This is a genomic window from Dolichospermum sp. DET69, assembly GCA_017355425.1.
GTDB lineage: Bacteria > Cyanobacteriota > Cyanobacteriia > Cyanobacteriales > Nostocaceae > Dolichospermum.
The window spans coordinates 3,593,901-3,614,291 of sequence record CP070233.1 but is presented as its reverse complement, the minus strand read 5'-3'; the positions used below and the strand labels follow the sequence as shown (position 1 = coordinate 3,614,291).

Here is a 20,391-nt window from a genome sequence, read left to right as displayed (position 1 = left end):
TATTTATTTAGTTAAATTTCTGCTGGAGGTTCGACACCAAATAGATGTAAATTACCATTTATGTTTCCTAAATCACGGAGAAAACGCGATCGCACATGATTAGCATTTGGTGTTTGTCCACCCATAAATAAACAAACAATTTCTTGACAGTCGGTTTCTTCGTCTTTATTGGGAATATTTACCCGTTTAATACTTGCCCAAGAACAGTAAGCACTACTATTACCAGCACTACCACCTAAATCTTGATTACGCTTATAATTGCGTGGATGATTTTCATGATAAATTAAATACATTCCATCCCCACGAGTTACTTCTGCATCATCTATTTGTTCCCATTTTATGGAGGAAGTTTTTATGGGATTTATATCGGGACCTGGAACTACATAAATTGCACAAGTAGTAGGGGAAAAAACCTCTGCTGTGATGTTATGGTTTTCAGTCGATAATCTATCATTCCAATTACTTTTTACTGCTGTCAACCAGTTACTATAAGCTTTTATCCAAGCTGTTGTATCAAGAGGTAAACCAAAAGGTTTAGTATCCCATTGGTTAGTAGTGTTATTTTTAACTTTGTGCTTTAAAATTAAGTATGTTCCTCTGGAAGCTGCTCTACCATTATTCATGTAAAATATATGTAATGGTCTACGCCATCCACGTCCAACACCCCCAACCATGACAGCAAAGCGAATGATAGGCAAAATAATTTTATTAAGGATGTCTTGTGGTGCGCTAATTTGTAGTTTACCTTTCCACAAATAAAAGTTTGGTTGATTCTCAGAGCGATCGCCCTGTGTATTAGATTGAATTATTTGCAGACGTACACAACCTTTGCGACTATTACCATCTCCTGCATTTATATCTCCCATGAGTTCAGATACAGTCAATTTAGCCATATTTTCAGACATTACTCCCAAGAAAAAACGCATCAACCAAGAACGCAGCCAACCCCGCCAATGTGAAGGACGTAATTCCATTGTTTGAGTATGTGGACCTGCATTACCTTGACTGTAAAGACTAAATTCAAATTGTTTAACTGCATAATCGGGATCAGGTGTGAGTTTTTGTGCAGAATTGGGAAGTTTGAGACTTCCATAACCAGACGCAGTTCGTCCACCAATACCATATAAACCTAGTGCTTGTTGTACCCAATTCCAAACTTCGGTTACTTCTTCATCTGTAGCTTTTTCGGGTATTCCTCTAATTGCAACTATGACAGGAATTGTATCTTTACCATTACCTAAAGTATAAAGAGATAATGGTTTGCTTTGGTTTTGATGATATACCTGAAATTCCTGTTGAGGATTAACAATATCTAAACTTAATTTAGTTGCTGTTTCTGGCCAAGCATCGAGAAATTCTATTTTCCCAGCACTAATTTTATCATTTTCTTGATACCCCAAAAGCTCGTACATTCTTGGTAAAATTTCTGGCCGTTGTTTTGCCCATGCTCTTACCAAACCTCGAATAGAAGCCCCTGGAATGTAACCATTAAGGGGTAAAAATCTTAATTGCTCCCAATTTTCGCTAACATTGCGTTTATCTCCTGGTCGTCCGTGAGTTGGCCGCCATGTACCACAAGGTTCACCAGCAGAAACAATAGTTTCTACATCTGGATGGGGAAATGAACCTACTTTAGCACGCCACTGGATAGTAAAAATGTCTTTTTTAAATAGGCCAGATTGCGATCGCTTTTGATGCTGTTTTTCTAGTAAATTAATTAATTGGATTCCTGTATACATTAGTCCTCCTGATAGGCTCTAGCCCAAAAATTCCAGTGATTAGCTAATAACAAAGATTTCCGCCACATCAGCATATATTCTTGTGGCTTATCTTTCGTTATGTCTACTATTTGTGCCATCAGTTCTTCTTTCGTTGGTGAGTTATTTTTGTCTACCATCTGACCTAGTAATGATTCCCACACTGGTACAGTACGTTCCCTTACTTCTCCACCTTGGGCATTAGCTTGATTTAGATAACCAACAGCAGACAGTAAACCAAAAACTCTTAGATGTTGAGACAATCTTAAAACGGCGGTTAAATCGTTTTTATCTAACTTTTGTTTTCTGAATTTTTGTAAATATTTTTGAATATGTTCATGGGCAGTTAGACTCATTTGTTCTGGTAAAACTAAAGAAGAGTTATTATCATTCTTAATAGTTTCAGGTTTCAATTTTTCAGATTTAATAGGTTCAGAATGAGTTGGAGGTATTGCAGTAACTTTTAGTGCTGGATTTGGTTGCTTAGGTCTGTTTAGTTGAGGCATAAATTTATATTCCTTTAGGCTATAACTTTGTCTTTAATAGGTGTTGTAAGATGATTTGTCCAACCTTGAACCCAACCTCGTCCTACATTAGCTTGACCACCTACTTGAAATAATTCTTGTAAAATGCTGATTAATAAATCATGTTGTTTCTCTGTTATGGGATTATTTTTGAGCAAACTATAGCCCCAAGGATAATAAAAAATAGTATCTCTAGGAATACAAATATCTGTCCAGAAAATCTCAGCCGAACCAACTTCTTCCTGAATTTTATTCCGAACTTGGGTCCACAGCGAATGTTCCATTAATACTTGAAAATCTGCATCAGGTAAAATAATTAAATTATCTTTCCAAGTAGGTTGAACAGCATCTTTTAATGAATTTGGCCATCCTGTTAAAGAAATAGCTTGTTTTTGATCATTTGATAATAATTTAACTGTAATTTGAGCATCAGCTACAGAATAAACCCCTGCACGAGTACCCACAGCCTCACTAGGAAATATTGCTGTTTTTTGGCGTGAAATTATAGCATGATCACGAATTAATGAATGACAACTAACCCAGGTAAAAACATCTCTATTATTAACTGACATGGTTCGCATAGGAATCCATAATAATCGCGCATCTCCAAACCAAACTTGATGCACTCCCATTTGACCTTTTTCGTCTAATTCTTTTCCAAATAGAATTGGGGCTGCCATTGGATCTAATATTTCTACTCCATCCCTTAGGCTACCACGTAAAGAAGAACCGGGAATATAAGGAAAATTTGTATGTACTTCACGGGCAATTTCTAAAATATTACCTAAGTCTCCTTCACCTCCACAATGAATAGGTGCAAGACTGTACATATAACCAACTCTAAAATCAGCCATTTTTTTTCTCAACCTTTTCTTTATATTTAATCCACAACATTTCTGAATAACCCAATTTTCGCCAATGATTTACATAATTTTTTTCACCATTGGGTAAAAGTTCTTGATCCTGAAACAATTCTTGATGTGTTTCTAAATAGTATAAACTCCCCGGTGGTGCTGCAAATACTTGAGGCGCAGGAATACTTTGATCCTTTTTGCTTTTTATTCTACAACTAATTGGGACTGGCTTATCTGTGGACATACTCACAAAATTATCATCCTTTAGTTTCCATTCCCAAGGATAAGGACGACATAAAGAAACTTTTTGTCCATGTTTATTTTTATGGAGTCTTTCAAAAACTCCAGGAGTAACTAAATAAGCTATTGATCGACTTTTAGATTTTGAATTAGTATTTGAAATGTTTTGTAGTTCTTGCCATTGTTCCCCCAACTCTGGACAAGATTCAACTATTACTCTGTGTCCTTCTCCTCCTAATCTGATTGTAGCAGGTGTTTGTATTGAATCATTAATTCCAATGGCAAAACTCCAGTTTTGATGTAATCTAATGGCGTTTTCTACAAAGTAACCATCGGCATCTTTAACTTGTTTTGTTCCGGGTTCAATACTATTATGGGAACGGGTTTCTATTGTCCAGGGTTTATCTTCATGTGTACCCTTAACTACTTGCCAACAATATTTATTAATTTCCCCTGTTTCTAAATAGTTTTTGACAACACAAGACGGTAAATACTGTCTAAACTTTACCTCAGAACTCCCTTCACATTTTGGGAATTCATTGTTGTGATTTTCCTCATCTTCCTCATCTTCATCTTTAGAATTATGAAGTTTGACTAATGGACAAGGTTGAGTTTCATCACGTAAGGCATCGTTTAGATGATGAGGTTTGTTTTCCCATTTTAGATGAAATTCATTTGCCCATTTTAAAGGGACAAGAGGTGTAGATTTGACAAAACCCAAGGGACGGGGAAGATATAAGGTATTTTCTGTGTTTTGATAACAGAGAAAAGGACCAACAATTTTCAATTTCTTTTCTTTTCCCTCTCCTAATAACCCTCGCAATGCCCCGGCTATGGTATGACCGTTAGGAGGAAACACACTAGCTGCCCATGCCCTTTGTTGTGGTGAAAATGGTTTGGCATCTCGTAACATCAAGATATCTAATGGTGTGAGTTTATACCAATACATCAATTACCACCTCCTAACTTAATATCAATATTACGACTACGTTTGATAAATGCGGCCAATTTTAACCAACTTTGAATTTCATTATCTAGGTCTTTGGTTTGAGTGGTAATAAACAATGCTGTTAAAAAGTTGGCTATGTTTTCCTGAAACTTTATTTGTGCGGTTTTGTTTTCATCGGTTTGAAATTGATCACGTCTGTCACAAAATGCCTTTGTCCAGGGTGCAATAGCCTCTAAACTCGGTGCTGGGTGTTGAGTCCACAAACTCGCTGCTTGTTCAAATATGGCACTGTCTTTTGAACTTGCCATTAATTCCTGCCATTGATAGAAAACATCAAATTTAGCGGTGGATTTTAAAGTATTACCGTTTCCATATAATACCCGCACTTGTACAGCGTCTTTTTTGTTAAAACAATCTTTTTTAGTTCCTAACTGGCAACTATGATGATATTCGTGTTTTTTCGCTGCGTCTTCTGCTTCCCATAGGCTTTCTAATGCTATAGCTAATGGTACAGAATGATGGGCAATAACGATACCAAAACTAATTGTGGCTTCGCTACCCATTGTAAATAATGGACGGTCGGCTAATTGGTCAATATTACCTAAGTATTTCCAATAATCTCCTTCATGACTAAATTCTCCGTGAGGGTCTTTTGCACCTTTAAAACATTGGCGGATATCCCATAACCATTCATCCCATTCCCATAGGTTCGTATAGGCTAAAACGTCATCACCACCACCATAGATTAGTTTACCTGCATAACGTTTTTGGGTGAGGTAAGGTACTAATTGATTAGAGAAGTCTAATAATGCCCGACTTAATGCACTGTGGGTACTTGGTCCCATGCGTTTTTGAATTTCTAGGAATTGGGGAAATTTCTCTAATTTGACTGACAATGTTGAGGGAATATAATCACCGTAGGTTTTCAGTTTTGTTCCCTTTAACCATTCACTCATACTATCACCATCACCGGCTGCTAATACATACCAATCTGATGGGTTATTCTTGGGGTAGTATTCGGTAATTATTTTTTGAATTTCTTCGCGGTAATCACGTTTTTTATCAGAGATTTGCTTTCTAATATGTCCTCTATCTTCGTCCTTAGCCTTATCTAACTGTATTTGTAATATGTTTAATTCTGGAGTTTGTAAATCTTCTACTAACCAACCAGAATTTAACAAGCGACAATGATATTCTTGCGAATGATGATTACTATTTGGAGTATCTATCCAGGGAATACCCCATTTCTTAGACATTTCATCAATTATGATTTTAGCACTAGGAAATTTTTCTAATATTTTTTCACAAGATTCGTCCAAATTTTCTTGATGTTTATGATTTTTTGCATTAACTTTCAAATACCCAGCGACACCTGAAGTTAAATCGGGATAAGATGCTGCAATATCTTCTTCTTTTATTCCTAATAAATCACGTAAAACTTTATGTAAACCTCGTTTAACTACTTCTGTAGCATTTAATTGTTCTGTACCATCAAATAAACCTGCTTTATTTTCCCATAATTCCTTGGTATCGCTTTCTGCTATCCAGTCATTACCATATTTTGTATCTTTTTCTTCTTGATTATCTTCACTCTCTTTTTGATTATGAGTATTTACAACTGGACCAATACCAGAAATTGTAGAACGGGGTCCAAATGCTGTGGGCATTTCCCAATTACGGGCGTTTTTAACTGATGCTAAACTAGCACGGGTAGCATCGAATATACAACCCCACCATGAACCAACATTAGCACTAAAACCCCTTTTTCGATAATGTCTTTTGTATGCTTCTTTAAGAAGTTCTAATTCTTTTTCTTGAAAAAGTTTACTTGTTTTGTCTAGATTATAAGTTTCGTTCTGGACATTTAACCAATCTTCAAATCCTCTATCTTTATTTTCATTAATAATTGCAGGACTTTTAAGTTCTGTTTCTTTGTTTCCTATGGGTAACCCTGTCCAATAAAACTGCCATTGGGATTTTAACCATCCTTTCCAAGTCTTATGATCGGATTGTAAATCTTTCCAAGGACTTTTATCTTTTTGTAAGTAATTAAATACTAAATCTCCAATCATTAACCATTCTTCTAACAGCGTTTGCTGGGCTGTTTGCATGGCAGCTTGAACTTTATCTTTGGGTAATATTAATACTATAACATTAGGAAATCCGGCAGTTAATAGTTTATCTGCTGATGGTTTTTCTATCCATTGATTGAATTCTGGATATTTTTGTAATAACCAATGATCTATTAATGGTTGTTGATAAAGACTAGGATAAAGTAATGTATCTGGTCCATATTGATTTGCTAGTACCCAAGAAACTTTAGCAGATAAATAATGCAGTAACCAAGAACCGGCCCAAAAGTCGCGCATTTTGCGACTAGATTTAATTAGTTCTTGTACTGGGCTAAAACTAAATACGGCTAAATAAGGATGAGATAATTTTTGATCTGACTGCCAATTTCGTTCTACTTGCTCTAGTGTTAAATCATATCCTGCTAATGCCCCGGCTAATGCTGAAGTCATACTAACATGACTCCAAATTGAACCATCAGGAATTCTTGTTTCTGCTGGCATTAACATTAAAGATGTATCTTCTGTAAATAATTTGCAGGTTTCTTCTGGTAAACAACGCCACAACCACCAATATAATTGTTTAATCTTTTTCAGATCATGTCGAATATCTTCTGTTTGTAATTCTTTTGGTACAGATTGTAGTAGGAGTTTTTCTTTATCCTGTAAGTAGTTACTGCGTTTAGATTTTATAAGTTCTTCATGTAGTTGGATTCTAAAATCCTGTTTTGCACCAGATAATAGGTGTTTAATTTCTAATCCTAGTTCACGGTTTTTACGTGGAGCATAATTAATACTGGCAGTTACACAACCTATTGTAGCTCTATCACTAGAGGAAGCTATATGGTCAGCTAAGAGTATATGTTTACATAATTTACTTTGTGACTTACCAGGTATTCTATCAGCATCAACCCAAGGTTTCATAACTTTTAGTTGTTTGTAGAAGCTATTTTTACCCCGTCCACTGTTGTTGTGTAATGCTTTTAGCACAGGATCATGAAGTAACCCCCAAATCTTAGCTCGCCAATATTCTTCTGACACTAGTGATTTCCTTATATGATTGATATACGCATTGTATAGCCATAATTCAGTATTTGTCTATAAATATATAATATTGCAACATTTCTCTATATAATTCGTACAATGCTTTATTGGTAAGCTTTTTCTCTCCACAAGAATTTTATTCTAAATATTTTCTTGTTTTTGACATCTGTTCTGATTTATGCAGGTATTAAACTACAGCTTTTTTTGCTAAACTTTTTTAGTTCAAATGTATTGTATTTATTAATACTGATAAAAGTTTTGTATTTATATGAATAGATACTAAATTACTAAGTGGCGATCGCAAGTTGCAATTCTAGTTTCCATTCAATTAGAGAACTTCACAAAAAAATTATCCAATCTTGTGGGATGGGCATCTTGCCCGTCCTTGTATTATTAGCAGGCAAGACTTGTACTGAGCTTGTCGATAGCGCAGCGTGGCGTTAGCCATAGTATGCCTGCACCACAAGAGAATTTGGGATATTTTTTTATTTAGAAGTCTCTTAATATCCCCAGCGAGTGGGAATAATGTCAGATTGGGGAGTAGGTCAAACGGTAGTTGATGGTTTCCATTCAATTAATATCCCCAGCGAGTGGGAATGGCAGAGGATTTTTGTGGATATACGGGAGACGACCAGTTTCCATTCAATTAATATCCCCAGCGAGTGGGAATAACAACCGATAGATTCTGTCAACACCTAACAACAGAGTTTCCATTCAATTAATATCCCCAGCGAGTGGGAATTCTTTGCGAGGCTGCCTTTTGACTCCTGCGTCGTTAGTTTCCATTCAATTAATATCCCCAGCGAGTGGGAATACTAAGCTTCAGTTTAGTGTTAAGCTTTGTCAACAAATGTTTCCATTCAATTAATATCCCCAGCGAGTGGGAATGTACAGGTAAACTAAATATGGATGCTTTAGATAGCTTGTTTCCATTCAATTAATATCCCCAGCGAGTGGGAATTGCAATAGAACATGGGACTGGGAATATAATTGTTGAGTTTCCATTCAATTAATATCCCCAGCGAGTGGGAATATCTATCAAGAGGGGTTGGTAGAGCTATTGGTGGTAGTTTCCATTCAATTAATATCCCCAGCGAGTGGGAATAAGTCTCCCTCTAAAAAGGCAAGGCTTATTGAAGTAGAAGAAACTGATGTTTCCATTCAATTAATATCCCCAGCGAGTGGGAATCTTCTTTATAAGGAACTACTGCAAAGTCACCATCATGTTTCCATTCAATTAATATCCCCAGCGAGTGGGAATGGGAAGATAGATTGCGAGTCAACCTTTAACCGTAGCGCGTTTCCATTCAATTAATATCCCCAGCGAGTGGGAATAAGAAACCATTACTTTACCATATTTCCAGACAACTGGGTTTCCATTCAATTAATATCCCCAGCGAGTGGGAATCCTGATAAAATCACTTGGTTCTTCCCACAGGATAACCTAATGTTTCCATTCAATTAATATCCCCAGCGAGTGGGAATTTTGCATTGACGTTACTGCTAATGGTAGCAAAGTGAGGGGTAAGTTTCCATTCAATTAATATCCCCAGCGAGTGGGAATCCCCAGGCAGAAGCTATTTTACTTTCATTGCTCTTGACGTTTCCATTCAATTAATATCCCCAGCGAGTGGGAATGCACTATCCCAAAGGGCAACAAGCTATCTGGTCTAGAAAGTTTCCATTCAATTAATATCCCCAGCGAGTGGGAATTTCTACCTCAATTCGACTTAGTTAGCAAGAAGTGGTTGCCAGAAGTTTCCATTCAATTAATATCCCCAGCGAGTGGGAATCCCTGTATTGTAGACCCTGATGGTGTAAGGAGTCCAGAGACAGTTTCCGAAGGTCAGGAAAAAAAGTGGTAAAACAGCCTCTAAGCAACAGATCAAAATGCCTAAAACCTTTACCCAGCAAGCGACCGAAGTTCGTAACCCAAAAATAAACATTTCAGCCATTTTACCTGACCTTCGGACAACGCCACAATTTACCATCAAAAAAAACTAAACAATAATCGAATTAGGCGGTTCAATCACAGGTATTCCCACCCCCCATGCTTCCACCTGAGACAGAGTATGTCGAGACAAAGGATAAAATCTGACATTATCCTCTTCTAACTTCAAAACCTTCCTTAACCGACGACGTAAATCATCATATTTTTCCGTATTTAATTTACATTCAAACACAGAATACTGTACACGTTGACCATACCCTTCTAACAAATCGGCGACTTTTTTACGGCGTTTATTATCAGGAATATCATAAGCAATCACATACAAAAACATAACATAAATATGAGGAAAAATCAATCAATTCGATAAGGCTGATATTGATGACTAGGATTATAAACAAACTGTTTAAAAGCCCTGACCTGTTGAGTTAATAAATCCCACTTTGGTTGTTTTCCATCATTAGTTTGTATTTCCTCAGTCATTCGTTGTAAAAATGCCCTTAAAAACTTTTTCCTTCCTGAATTATTCAAATAACACCCACCATTTTTAAATTCAAAATCCTCACCAGCACTAACGATTTTGCGGTTAATTAGCCACATAACCAAAGAATCTATTAACGGTGCGCGAAACTCCTCAATTAAATCAGAAGCCAAAGCTGCATGACCATCATTAGCCTGATGTAAACAAGCATAATAAGGATCTAATCCCTGAATTTCAATCAATGATAATAAATGATTCCAAAGAACTTGATAACCAAAACTTAACATGGCATTCACAGGATTGCCTGGAGGACGACGACTCCGCCCAGAAAACACAAAATCAGGATTAGTTAGACATTCACTAAAAGCCGCGAAATATTGAGCCGCACCAGCACCTTCAAAGCCCATTAATCTTTCACAAGTATCAGCCTGTGCTGCTTGATCAGCTAAATAATCTAAACTTTGTAAAACTTTTTCTAAAAGTTCTGACTCTCTTTTTTTATTCTGTCTTCGTAATAATACCCTACTATTTTTTAACTTGCCTTTAATAATAGCCCTAGCAGTAATTAACTTCTCTATAGGGGATAACTGTTGTTGATAACGTGATAATTGTCTATATCCCCTAGAAATCGGTAAAATCCTGCCATAGCAGTAGCCCATGCGTGATAAATAAGCAATGGGAATATCACGCCATAAACAAGCACGAATTACTTGGGTGGTTACTTGCGACTTACCAAAAATCAGAATTTGCTCTAATAAAGGTAACTGTACTTCAACGCATACGGAATCACCTTGTTTAACTAATAAACTCTCTTTTTGTAGGCAAACATAACAGTTTTGTTCAGAAACATAAAGAGTCTGCATTAACGCCACCAACGTTGTAAATTGGATTTTTGAGAACGATGTTCACTTTCAGAAGCACTTAATTCTGCCTTTTGTTCGGGTTCCAACCATAACATTACCCTGTCTGCCGCAATAGAAAGTATATAGGTAGAAAAGGTTACTAATAAAGTATTGATAATTACTGCGGCTAAACCCAAAGGAGCAATTAACAAAATTACTAAAGTAATACCACCATTAACAGTAGATACAGAAACATTTCTGACAGTAGCAGAACGTCGAGAAATATACATATTGAAAAAGCTAGGTTAAATGATACTCATTACCATAGCTTCAGAATTAATGAAAAGCTAGGAAAAGACTATAAACTAAAGATTGATAATTACTTACACAAAGATAATCCTGACAAGAGTTATAGCCAATAGCTACTAAAAACTTCAATATTTTCTTTTATTATGCCTAAAAAACCTAGTCATTCCTATACAGAACGTTTAGCTTTTGAACGATTACTGATATTAATTACTACCTTGTTGAAATATCCAGGTATAGGTAGTCCTGATTTTCTGGACTCCAATAGTAATCAACACCACGATGCAATTAGTGCTGTCAGAGAATATCTCCAAAAATTAGCCACAGAATTAAATATAGAATTACCAGCAGGATATCCAGCAGTTTCTACATTACGAAAAGATTTAGAAACCCTGAGAAATTACGGTATTCTTGATCGTCGAATGTATCGTTGGGGATATTATCTTGGGACTGGTGCGCTTTCTAGCACAGAATTAAAGGTAGCATTTAACGCTTTAGTGTCCCAAGCACAATATCAAGGTGATCCGCAAATTAGACGTATTTGTGAAACTCTTAGTAAAAGACTCCGTGGCTTAGATATGGAACTCAAGGGTAATTTTTTTTACCCAATTCGTCAGCATCTTAATCGGGCTATTGTTCATACTGACCCCGCAGAAATGGCAGCAAAAGGTGAAAATCGAGATACATTATTTCATCAATTGCCATTATTAGAAAAAGCGATTAGTCATGGACAAGCCATCGAAATATCTCGTTCGCAAGATTTATATGCTTCTAATCGAACAGGACGTTTTCAGGTTTTTCCTTTACAATTAATTTATTATGATATTGCTTGGTATTTACTATATGAATATTGTGAAACACAGCATTTAGCAATAGGGCGTTTAAATCGTTTCAATAATTATTGTGAGTTTATTAAAATAACACCTCGTAAATTAGATAAACAGAAAAAAAGTCTTGATCAAGCATATAAGTTAATAGAAAATGGTTGGGGTTTATATTTAGGTGAAGTCAAAGAACAAGAATTAGAATTAAATGGTCATCTGGATTTTATTGAGGTTAAAGTACGTTTTTTTCCTCCAGTTACAAGATTTATTTTAGAAGGTGAACTTCGTCATCTTAACCAACAAATTATCCTAGGACAAATAGATAAAACTATAGGAGAATACCAATTTATAGACTATATTATAAAATTACCACCACGTTCTTTAAATGAGTTTAGTCTCTGGGTTTATCGTTACATGGATAAAGCAGTAGTTTTATCTCCATCTGAATTAGTAGAAAAACATTGTCAGGCTGCACAGGCTTTATTCTATCGTTATTTTCAGGAAAATAGCACTCATCCCATCCCCTAATTCACATTCTTTAATTGAGAAAAAAGCAGGTAAATACACCTTGCAACTTGTATTTAAGGAGTATGTGACGGAACAATTTAAACCAAAACCTGTATTGGAATTAGTGAATAAAAATATTTCCAATTAATAATTTGAGTTGCTGAAATCAAGCATGAATTTAGGTGTAGAGACGTTCCATGGAACATCTCTACAAAGGGTTTGATATCATTAAAAATCAGGTGAATATCTCAAATCAGCAACACCAAAAATTAATTACCCAATCCCCAATCCCCATTACCCATCAACTATCTGGTTTTCTTGCCGTAAATAGGCTTGAATGAACATATCCAGTTCACCATTCATCACATCAATAATGGCTGTGGTTTCGATATTTGTCCGTAAATCTTTCACCATTTGGTAAGGGTGAAATACATAGTTACGGATTTGATTACCCCAGGAAGCCTCCACCATATCACCGCGAATCTCGGCAACTTCTTGGGCGCGTTGTTCTTTAGCAATGATTAACAACTTAGCTTTTAGACGTGCCAAAGCTTTTTCCTTGTTTTGCAGTTGGGAACGTTCTTCTGTACAACGGACTGCTAAACCAGTAGGTAAATGCACAATGCGGACTGCGGTTTCTACCTTGTTGACATTTTGCCCACCCTTACCCCCAGAACGGGTAGTGGTAATTTCTAAATCCTTGTCTGGAATGTCTAACTTGACAGTGTTATCTATTTGTGGCATGACTTCGACTCCAGCAAAGCTGGTTTGCCGTTTTCCGTTAGCATTGAAGGGAGAAATTCTCACTAGACGGTGAGTACCCATTTCCGAACGCAAGTAACCATAAGCGTAACGTCCCGTAATTTCGAGAGTGGCGGATTTGATACCGGCTTCTTCACCTTCTGATTCTTCAGCTAAAGTGACTTTATAACCATGATCTTCTCCCCACCGGGTATACATTCGCATGAGCATAAATGCCCAGTCTTGCGCGTCTGTACCACCAGCACCGGCGTTAATTGTCAAAACCGCGCCTTTATCGTCGTAAATGCCGGAAAGTAGTTGTTGTAATTCCCATTGGTCAAGATCATGATTGAGTTTGGTAATGGTAGATTCCGCTTCTTGCAAAAGTGCTGTGTCGGTTTCTAGTTCCAATAGCTCAACCACTGCTCTGGTATCATCTAAGTTATTGTGCCACTTGTAATACTGATCTAAATGGGATTTTAGATCATTGAGTTCTTGTAGAGTGTTTTGTGCCTGGGTTTGGTCTTCCCAAAATTCTGTTTGGGCGGAAATTTGCTCTAAGTCGTGAATTTTGGCTTTGAGTGCAGGTACGTCAAAGATAGTCCTGGGTTTTACCCAGGCGGCTAGACAATGTTTCGATTTCGCGTTTTAGTTCTAATACGTCCATAATTTTGGCTCAAGCTGAAATCACTTGAGATTTTGCTGTTGATAAATTGTGATTGGATTTATATTTTAGATTTTACCTGGATTTTGGTAAAGTCTGCGGTTTTTGTCGCCAGAATTGGGGGAGAAATCCGGGGATATTTTGGGCTTTTGTCCGCGCTTCGATGGCTTGTTGGTAGTCTGGTTTATATTCTATAGCTTTATCGTAGGAAGCGATCGCCTGTGGATATTGTTGCAAATTTAACCAAGCATTGCCCTTACTGTACCAACTTTCATAATGATTGGGTTTATAGCGGATTGCTTTATTATAGGAAGCGATCGCTTCTTGATATCTTTGTAAATTATATTGTGTATTTCCTAGATTATACCATACTAAATAATCATTTCCCTTTAAATTAATAGCTTTTTTATAAGATTCTATCGCCTCTGGATAACGTTTAACTTGATGTAATGCCCAACCCCGATTATACCAAGCTTGATACTGTTGAGGATTAGATTTAATCACTTGACTAAAAGAATCAATGGCCTCTGGATATCTGCGTAATGTCATCAAGATATTACTTCTGGATAACCAAGCTGCGGAATTATTTTGATTATACTGTACAGCTTGATCATAAGCTTGTAAAGCAAATTCATAGCGATTTAAATTAACCGCACAATTTCCCAAATTATACCAAGCTAATTCAGAATCTGGTTTTAATTCTACAGTTTTTTTGTAAGCTGCAATTGCTTCTTCATACTGCTTAAGATTTTGTAATGCTAATCCTTTTTTGTACCATAATTCAGGATTATCAGGTTGTAAATTAATCCCTTGTTCATAACCTTTAACTGCATCATTATATTGATTAGTTTTTATAAAAATATCACCTTTAGCTTGCCAAATTTTTGGGTCATCATTTTTAAATTGTAAAGCTTTGTCAAAAGTAGCAAGTGCTTCTGGATAACGCTTGAGACTGACCAAAACAAAACCTCGATTAGTCCAAGCTTCTAAATAATTAGGTTGAATTTGAATAGCCTTATCATAAGCCAATAAAGCTTCTGGATATTTTTTTAACTGAAATAATGCCTTACCTTGACCATACCAAGCTTGAGGATAATTAGGTTTCAGTTCTCCAGCTTTTTCATAAACACCTAAAGCTTCTTCATAGCGTTGTAATTGAATTAAAGTATTTCCCTGATTATATAATTCTATGGCGTTAGTATTATTCATCCGGTTAATCATGAATATTGTCCCTCCAGTCCCAATACCCAACACAAATATTCCTAATAGCAATTTCCAGAATATTGATTTGGTAGTTTTGAGCTTTTTAACTTGATTTGCTAAAATAGCAGGAGCGACAATTATAGTTCCAGATGTATTTTTATTTAATTCTTGTAAAGCTTGTAATGCAATTGTTGCTGAAGCATAACGTTGGCGAAAATCATAACACACCATCCGATTTAAAAATTGGCTAAATTCTGGAGATACAGTCGCCGAATTTTGCCAAATAATTTCATTAGTTTCAGCATCTTTTTCTAATTGATCAGGTGATAATCCGGTTAAAGCTTGAATAGCAATAATTCCTAAAGCATAGACATCACTACTAAATTTTGGTGTTCCTTGTGCTTGTTCTCCAGGAGTATAACCAGGTGTGCCAATAGCAACAGTAGCTTTAGTAATATCTGGAGAATTTACTAATTTAGTCGTAATTTGTTTAACTGCACCAAAATCAATTAAAATTAACTTACCATCTTGTTGTCGTCTGAGAATATTCCGAGGATTAACATCACGATGAATTACCTTTTGTTGATGGACAAAATCCAAAATCTCCAAAATTTCTTGTAAGAGAGAAATAACCTGATCTTGAGTAAAAATAACACCTGATTTTAATTCTTGACTGAGATCATTACCAATAATCAGTTCTTGAACCAGATAAAATTCGGCATTTTCTTCAAAGTAAGCTAAAAGTTGAGGAATGCGATCATGAGTTCCTAATTTGTATAAAACTTGGGCTTCTGTGTCAAATAACCTTCTAGCTATTTCCAGATGCAAAATATCAGTAGACTGGGGTTTGAGTTTCTTGACTACACACTGAGGTGATCCGGGTAATTGAGTATCATTAGCAACATAAGTTTCACCAAATCCGCCACCTCCCAGATAGTTGGTGATTTGGTATCTGCCGACAAGGGTGTTTCCTAGCATTTCATCAGCCTGTTTAACTATTATGTTAAATTATAGCGGTATGCACTTAGATGAGATACAGTTATTAAATTACAAACCCTGTAGGGGCGGGGTTTCCCCGCCCTCATTGTATTTCATCCGACCGAGAACCGCTATATGGCAATATTCTCATAAAAAAATAAAGAAATGAGGAAAAATCACCAATCCAAAATACTAAAGTTAAAATGATTCCGATAGATGACAATATTCGCAGTTGGCAAAAACCAATTATTAATTATTGGTTGATTGGGATTAACCTAGTAATATTTCTTTGGGAAATCAAATTAGACTGGAGTAATGAATTAGGAGATTTAATTAATAATTGGGGAATAATTCCGGCTCAAACAAATATTGCAATTGCTAACGCTTTTTTTTACAATTCTGCGGCTTGGATAATTGTATTTTGGCGGTTACTTTCCTTACCTGTATCGCTATTTCTGCATGGAAGTTTTAGCCAAATTATCGGAAATATGCTATTTTTATGGGTATTTGGAAAAACAGTAGAAAGTATTTTGGGACATAAACAATATCTACTACTTTACTTAACTGCCGGCTTTTTTTGTGGCATAGTCCAAATTATATTATCATCAGATATAACAGTACCAATCATTGGTGCAAATGGGGCTATTGCATCTATTTTAGGTGCTTATATGATAAAATTTCCCCAGGCAAAAATATATTCAGTTTTAACTTTATTAGTTGTCTATATACCTGTTGAATTACCAGTAATTTTCTACCTATTTTGGTGGTTTATCCAACAGTCATTTTATGGAATAGGTAGTTTAAATCTTCCAGGTAATAGTGCCTTCTCTAATGTAAGTTACTGGGGACAATGCGCCGCATTAGTTACAGGTGCTGCTTTCATGAAAATCAGACAAAAGTTTTAATATCAATTCATCTGCGTTCATCTGCGTTCATCTGCGTTCCATTATTCTATCCAACTTCAGATTAAATTGGTATAAGTCATAGTCATCCTGATGATACCAAAAAACCTGTAAGATAGGGTAGTTCATATTGGAATTTTGAATTAACTTAGATGTCTGTAGTTTCTAGCATTACCGTTAAAGTTCCCGCCACAACGGCGAATTTAGGACCAGGGTTTGATTGTATTGGTACAGCATTGAAGCTGTACAATGAATTTAAGTTTACTATTCTCGATACAGATGGGTTAATTATTCAAGTTTCCGGCACAGAAGCAGAAAAAGTACAAACTGATGAGAGTAATCTTTTATATCTGGCGTTTGTCAAACTATATGAATATATAAAACAAACACCTCCAGCGGTGAAAATAGAAATTAAGTTGGGTGTACCTTTGGCGAGAGGGTTGGGTAGTTCTGCAACTGCTATTGTTGGGGGGTTAGTTGCGGCCAATGAATTGGCGGGTGCGCCTTTATCTGAGTTGCAGGTGATGGAATTAGCGATCGCCATGGAGGGACATCCTGATAATGTAGTACCAGCCTTATTAGGTGGCTGTCGTCTAGCGGCCACCAGCAGTAAAGGTTGGGAAATTTGCGATATTCCCTGGCATCGAGATATAATTGCAGTGGTAGCAATTCCTAACTTTGAATTATCAACATCAGAAGCACGGGGAGTTTTACCTACAGAAATCAGTCGTGCTGATGCAATTTTCAATATTTCCCATTTAGGTTTATTGTTGCGGGGTTTAGCAACTAATCGGGAAGAATGGTTAAAAGCAGCCTTACAAGATAAGTTACATCAACCCTATCGCCAATCCTTGATTCCTGGTTATGATGCTGTCAATGCCGCTGTTGTGGCTGCTGGTGCCTATGGTATGGTAATTAGTGGCGCAGGTCCGACACTTTTAGCTTTAGTTGATACAAGTTATGCCAAATCAGTAGAGATAGCAATGGCAAAAGCCTGGATAGAAAAGGGCATAAACTCAACTGTGCGATCGCTCCCTCTGGATACGCAAGGGGCAAGTATATTGTGATTCGTAAATTAAAAAAGACAATAAAAATCTGGCTGGAGCAAACTGTTGAGGTATCTTGGTTGTGATAAAAAAGTCACTTGCAGCCATTCAGCAAGAATGTTAAGCTAATGAGCATTAAAGTTGCATAAGCTGGGCGGGCAAGATGCCCACCCCACAAGAGTTATGTTTAATTCAATTATGTAAATTAGATGTTTTTTAGCTTATGTCCCATCTCAAACTACACTAAGACCATTAGAGAACTGCACAAAAAAGATGAACTGCTTGCAGCAGCGCTAGTTTCCTCCGGGACGTTCTCGCGTTCGCTATGCAATCTTGTGGGATGGGCATCTTGCGCTATGCAATCTTGTGGGATGGGCATCTTGCCCGTCCTTGTATTATTAGCTGGCAAGATGCCCGCACCACGAGAAATTTTGGGATATTTTTTTAATTGGAAGTCTCTAAGTTGAAAGTTGCAATTTTTCTATAATCGAGTCATCATCAACAATGCCAGCTTTCAGGTTGTATTCAAATCTGCACTTTGCTTTGCGAAAATAACCACTGTAGGAAAATGATTTTTCTTGCTGCTTATACAACTCTATCTGCTCTTGTATAATCTGGTGGACAACATTGAGAGTAAATTGATATGCTGCTTCTAATTTGTCTGAATTATTGATACTTGTCAAATCATTTTCTAAATACTTATAAATACCATAGGACAGTAACTCAGTAGCATGACTAATATATTCTCTTATTGCTTGTTGAGCCTCTTTTTTACTTTGAACATAACGATAAATTTTATAAGCATAGATTAATTGTAAATATATGGGTGAATCTTTTTCACCATTGAATAATTTATGTAATGGATGGTTATGATTATTTGTAGCATCAAAAATAGCTTCCATAACTTCATATATACTATTTTTAGCTATTTCTGGCTGTTCATAAAAAGTTGCATACCAAAATCGCAAGAGGGTATCACTTTCAATGGTAGACTTTAACTGCCTGCTAAGATAATTGGAGAAAACTTCACCACGTTTTGTAATATAAGCAATTCCCTGATTAGCGAATACTTCTTTTACATATAAATTGAAATCTTTATTACTTACTTTATCTTTGTAAGAAATGGGAGTTTGAGTATTAGTAGCATCCGTAATTTTCTCCACTATCTCAATATCACTTGTTTCGTATAAACGGACATTTACAAAAACATTTTGAAGTTTATTAATTCCTTTACGTTTAATTTCCTTGAGGACTTCGTAGATAACACGAGTTGTTTGTAAACCATTGACAATTATAGGATTATAAGTAGGTAAGATGTATTTTCCACTTTGTAAAGTAGATGGAATTTCCATTCTTTCACAAATGATTGTTACCCCATTGTTAAGCAGAGGAAAATATATCGCTGAATCTGGATCAGTTAATGTTTCTTTCATCCTTTGATTTGGTCTAACTTTGAAGCCTAAAAAAGAACGAATATTCTCTGAAAATAGAAACTCATAAGTATTATTAATAGATAATTCTTGTTCAACTAAACTACAAAGTTCATCAGCTTCAATCCGAAAATTAGCGGCTCTCACGTTACCAACAGAATATGTATATAAGCCTTGTCCTTGTCTATCAGAAGTTATGATGTTTGATATTTGAGGATTAAAAATAAACTTAATATCTTTACGTTTAGCTTGTGCTTTAATTAGCTGACTGATTTTTTCGTAAATTGCTTCTGCATCCCAAATTTCAAAGTCATCTGGCCTATGATAAGCTAGATAGTTGGGATGATTTGAAGCATATTTAGGATCATTCTTAGAACCATTATACACAAAATAATATTTAATTTCGATTAAAAAACCATCTCTAGATAGCTGCTGATATTCATTTATTTTAGGTTGAAGTAATTCCGAATTTGGCTTAGTTATTCCATAGATAAAGGCATCATCTACGTCATGACGAAATTTATCAAGTTCGTTATTTTTTAAACTGCGACTATTCTTACACTGAAATATCATTAGTGTATAGTAGCCGCCTTGCTCTACAAACACAGCCCCATCTATCCCACCATCTTTGCCCTTGAGATCGAGCTTTTGCCTGATTTGAATGTCATCATATACTTCTTGAAATGGTCTTTCTGTAATCGCAGCCATTGAGAAAATTTCAAATGCTATATCTTTATTTACGTTAAATTGCTCAGATATTCTATTTAAGTATCCGTCTATAAATAGTTGCTTGTTATCCATTTTAATTTTCAATATTGGGAGTGACTTTTCAATCCTAACTCAATGTGAGAGTAAGTTGACTAGAACCAATGATTCACAAATGTACCTTATTTTTTATTTTTTGTAGTAATTGACAAACAATTAATGTATAAAATATAATTGGAGCGGATAAAACCGTGATATTATTAGATACAATAGCGAAGGGACAAGTATAGTTCTTATCTAACTAAAATAGCGATCGCACTATAACAATTAGGCGTTACTGAATTGAAATATGAAACTGGGAAATATGGCGACGCAAA

Annotated in this window: 14 protein-coding genes and 1 CRISPR repeat array; of the genes, 3 read left to right on the top strand and 11 right to left on the bottom strand. The window is 36.0% G+C overall.

The features are described from left to right. Positions 1 to 11: 11 nt before the first annotated feature. From EZY12_16435 to EZY12_16400, 8 genes are all read right to left on the bottom strand, one after another. On the bottom strand, positions 12 to 1,739 hold the full coding sequence (locus EZY12_16435) for an RAMP superfamily protein (protein QSX66399.1): 1,728 nt from the start codon (positions 1,737 to 1,739) through the stop codon (positions 12 to 14). Further along, positions 1,739 to 2,263, bottom strand: a complete 525-nt coding sequence (locus EZY12_16430) for a hypothetical protein (GenBank protein ID QSX66398.1) — start codon at positions 2,261 to 2,263, stop codon at positions 1,739 to 1,741. Before EZY12_16430 ends, EZY12_16435 begins: the two co-directional genes overlap by 1 nt. A gap of 14 nt (positions 2,264 to 2,277) precedes the next feature. Then, positions 2,278 to 3,135 carry a type III-B CRISPR module RAMP protein Cmr4 gene (gene cmr4 / locus EZY12_16425; GenBank protein QSX66397.1) on the bottom strand — a complete coding sequence of 286 codons (858 nt, stop codon included), beginning with the start codon at positions 3,133 to 3,135 and terminating at the stop codon, positions 2,278 to 2,280. Continuing rightward, the gene (locus EZY12_16420; protein QSX66396.1) at positions 3,128 to 4,324 is read right to left on the bottom strand and encodes a CRISPR-associated protein Cmr3; all 1,197 of its coding nucleotides are present in this window, start codon (positions 4,322 to 4,324) and stop codon (positions 3,128 to 3,130) included. Before EZY12_16420 ends, cmr4 begins: the two co-directional genes overlap by 8 nt. Then, on the bottom strand, positions 4,324 to 7,434 hold the full coding sequence (gene cas10, locus EZY12_16415; protein ID QSX66395.1) for a type III-B CRISPR-associated protein Cas10/Cmr2: 3,111 nt from the start codon (positions 7,432 to 7,434) through the stop codon (positions 4,324 to 4,326). The genes EZY12_16420 and cas10 overlap by 1 nt, the downstream gene beginning before the upstream one ends. 491 nt (positions 7,435 to 7,925) lie before the next feature. Beyond that, a CRISPR array of direct repeats spans positions 7,926 to 9,230; the repeat unit is 36 nt; unit sequence GTTTCCATTCAATTAATATCCCCAGCGAGTGGGAAT. A gap of 207 nt (positions 9,231 to 9,437) precedes the next feature. Further along, the gene (gene cas2, locus EZY12_16410; protein QSX66394.1) at positions 9,438 to 9,719 is read right to left on the bottom strand and encodes a CRISPR-associated endonuclease Cas2; all 282 of its coding nucleotides are present in this window, start codon (positions 9,717 to 9,719) and stop codon (positions 9,438 to 9,440) included. Between the two features lie 20 nt (positions 9,720 to 9,739). Further along, the gene (gene cas1, locus EZY12_16405; protein ID QSX66393.1) at positions 9,740 to 10,729 is read right to left on the bottom strand and encodes a CRISPR-associated endonuclease Cas1; all 990 of its coding nucleotides are present in this window, start codon (positions 10,727 to 10,729) and stop codon (positions 9,740 to 9,742) included. Then, positions 10,729 to 10,998 (bottom strand): hypothetical protein, encoded by a 270-nt coding sequence (locus EZY12_16400; GenBank protein QSX66392.1) that lies wholly within the window; start codon positions 10,996 to 10,998, stop codon positions 10,729 to 10,731. The genes cas1 and EZY12_16400 overlap by 1 nt, the downstream gene beginning before the upstream one ends. 162 nt (positions 10,999 to 11,160) lie before the next feature. On the opposite strand from EZY12_16400, the gene EZY12_16395 reads away from it, so the two are divergent. Next, entirely contained in the window at positions 11,161 to 12,366 is a 1,206-nt protein-coding gene (locus EZY12_16395) for a WYL domain-containing protein (GenBank protein QSX66391.1), read from the top strand. 273 nt (positions 12,367 to 12,639) lie between these two features. Here EZY12_16395 and prfB read toward each other — a convergent pair. Both prfB and EZY12_16385 read right to left on the bottom strand, forming a co-directional pair. After that, positions 12,640 to 13,753 (bottom strand): peptide chain release factor 2 gene (gene prfB, locus EZY12_16390; protein ID QSX66390.1). Its coding sequence is split into 2 segments (ribosomal slippage): positions 12,640 to 13,680 and positions 13,682 to 13,753, totalling 1,113 coding nucleotides; the frame shifts between segments, so codons are not numbered across the junction. 72 nt (positions 13,754 to 13,825) lie between these two features. After that, complete coding sequence (locus EZY12_16385) at positions 13,826 to 15,931, bottom strand: tetratricopeptide repeat protein (GenBank protein QSX66389.1); 2,106 nt, start codon at positions 15,929 to 15,931, stop codon at positions 13,826 to 13,828. 203 nt (positions 15,932 to 16,134) lie between these two features. Here EZY12_16385 and EZY12_16380 point away from each other — a divergent pair, with 203 nt between their 5' ends. Together EZY12_16380 and EZY12_16375 are read left to right on the top strand one after the other, a co-directional pair. Continuing rightward, the gene (locus EZY12_16380) at positions 16,135 to 16,836 is read left to right on the top strand and encodes a rhomboid family intramembrane serine protease (GenBank protein QSX66388.1); all 702 of its coding nucleotides are present in this window, start codon (positions 16,135 to 16,137) and stop codon (positions 16,834 to 16,836) included. Positions 16,837 to 16,985: 149 nt separating this feature from the next. Next, positions 16,986 to 17,900, top strand: coding sequence for a homoserine kinase (locus tag EZY12_16375; protein QSX66387.1), 915 nt, complete (start codon positions 16,986 to 16,988; stop codon positions 17,898 to 17,900). 437 nt (positions 17,901 to 18,337) lie between these two features. Here EZY12_16375 and EZY12_16370 read toward each other — a convergent pair whose 3' ends face one another. Beyond that, positions 18,338 to 20,110, bottom strand: a complete 1,773-nt coding sequence (locus tag EZY12_16370) for an AIPR family protein (protein QSX66386.1) — start codon at positions 20,108 to 20,110, stop codon at positions 18,338 to 18,340. Positions 20,111 to 20,391 lie beyond the last annotated feature (281 nt).